This window comes from Curvibacter lanceolatus ATCC 14669 (assembly GCF_000381265.1).
Lineage (GTDB): Bacteria > Pseudomonadota > Gammaproteobacteria > Burkholderiales > Burkholderiaceae_C > Curvibacter > Curvibacter lanceolatus.
Genome location: NZ_KB906315.1, coordinates 1 through 2325, shown reverse-complemented (window position 1 = coordinate 2325; position 2325 = coordinate 1). Strand labels below are relative to the sequence as shown.

Annotated in this window: 1 protein-coding gene; it reads right to left on the bottom strand. The window is 65.8% G+C overall.

What is annotated here, in order from left to right; all coding sequences use genetic code 11:
- Window positions 1-2222, bottom strand: a 2222-nt coding sequence (locus F624_RS0131870) for an efflux RND transporter permease subunit (RefSeq protein ID WP_019578411.1), incomplete at its 3' end; no start/stop codon positions are given.
- Window positions 2223-2325 lie beyond the last annotated feature (103 nt).

The window sequence follows — 2325 nt, the reverse complement described above, 5'->3', positions numbered from 1 at the left end:
GCCACCCCCACCGCCAGCGTGATGGCCGTGAAGATCGTGGCCGTGCCCACCTCCAGGATCGAGTGCTCCAGCGCCTTCACGATCGGCTGGCCGTGCGACAGGTGCAGCTGCAGCCGGTTGTAGATGTAGAACGCATAGTCCACCCCGATGCCCACCGCCAGCACCATCACCGGCAAGGTGGCCACCGTCAGGCCAATGTCCAGCTCCTTCATGAACCAGTAGCCAATGAAGGTGCCCACCGTCAGCGGCAGGCAGCACGCCAGCACAGCCCTGAAGTCGCGGTACACCAGGAACACCAGGATCACGATGGCCGCGTACACGTACAGCATCATCGGCAGCTCGCTCTTCTCCACCTCATCATTGATGGCGGCCAGCACCCCCGCGTTGCCCGAGGCCAGGCGGATCTGCACGCCCTCGCCTGGGCCGTCACCGGGGTTGGCCTTCTTGAAGGCCTCCACCGCCGCAATCACCCGGTTGATGGTGGAGGCCTTGTGGTCGGTCAGGAACAGGTGCACCGCCGTCATGCTGCAATCCTTGCGCATGGTGCCGCGGATGCGCCCGATCTCAGTGGCCAGCGCCGCGTAGTTGCCCGCATCGATGGGCACCACGCTCATCTTCGGGTTGCCTTCGTTGTAGCCCTCGTTGTACAGCCGCATCTGGCCCGAGAACGAGGACACCGACAGCACCCCCTGCACGGGCTGCAGCGCCCAGGTGAAGCGGTCCTGGTACAGGCCCAGGTTCACGTTCTCGCACAGGCTGGCCGCCTCGGGGCTGCCTTCCTTGGCCGTGCTCTCAAAGACCACGGTGAGCCAATCGAGCCCGGTGTCGAAGTTGCTCGAGATGGACACCGCGTCGCGGTTGAAGCGGGCCTCGGGGCGCAGCTCGGGCGCGCCGGGCTGGGTGGTGCCCACCACGCGGCCATGGCCTTCGACCACCGCCACGGCAAAGATGGCGCCCACCACCAGCAGGCACACCGCGGCGTTGCGCGGCTCGGCCACCCGCGCCAGCGTGCGCAGCCAGCCCGAGCGGGCCTCGCGCTTGAGCATGGCGCGGTCAGCGTAGGCCTTGCTCACGTTGAAGAACGAGGCCGCCACCGGCAGCATCACCAGGTTGGTGATGATCTTGAACGCCACCCCCAGCGACGCGGTGATGGCCAGCTCGCGCACCATGGGGATGGGGATCATCACCAGGGTCACAAAGCTCACAAAGGCCGTCACCAGCGCCAGCGTGCCCGGGATCAGCAGCCCCGTGAAGCTGCCCCGGCAGGCCTCATAGCAGCTCTTGCCGTGCGAGATCTCGCGCACGATGAAGTTGATCTGCTGCACCCCGTGCGACACGCCGATGGCAAACACCAAGAAGGGCACCAGCACGCCCAGCGGGTCCAGCCCGTAGCCCAGCAGGTGCAGCGCCCCGAACTGCCACACCAGCGAGGTGAGCGAGCACGCGATGGGCAGCAGCGTGAAGCGCAGCGAGTGGCAGTACCAGTAGACGGCCGCTGCCGTCAGCAGCAGCGCAATCACACAGAACTCGAGCACCGCCGAGGCGCCGTCGGCGATGTCGCCGATCTGTTTGGCAAAGCCGATGATCTGCACCTCGAAGTTCGCGTCTTCGAACTTCTGGCGGATCTGGGCTTCAAGCACGCGGTTGTAGGCCACGTAGTCGACCTTCTTGCCTTCGCGGTCGTACTCGATGATCTCGGCGGTGACCATGGCCGAGCTCTCGTCGCGCGAGACCAGGGTGCCGATGAAGCCGCCGCGCGCGGTGGCCTCGCGGATCTTCTTGACCGTGGCCTCGTCGAGCTGGCCCGGCGAGATGGTGCCGTCGATCAGCGGGTCGGCCCGAAAGCCCTCTTCGGTGATCTCGTTGACGAAGCTGTTGGGCGTCCACAGCGACTGCACGCCCAAGCGCTCGATGCTGGGCAGGAACACCACGCCCTGCGTGACCTCGTAGAGCTTTTGCAGGCCGGCCACCGTGAAGATGCTGCCCTGGCGGGCCTTGACGACGATGTTCAGGCGGTTGGCGCCCAGCACGTCGGCACGGTACTTCTGGAAGGTCTGGATGTAGGGGTGGTCGCTGGGCATCTGCTTCTCAAAGCCCGCGTCCATGCGCAACTGCAGCGCAAAGAAGGCCATCAGCGCGGTCAGCGCCAACAGCAGGCCCAGCGTGGCGCGGCGGTACAGGAAGAAGAAGCGCTCTAGGCCTCCGACCCATCGGTTCAACATAGTGTGTGGCCCTTGGCAAACTGCTCAGGCAGAGAAACAAAAAATGCCATCGCCCGCCCGGGGCAAGCCCCAGGGGGCGATGGCCATGAAGGCGGGGGTATCA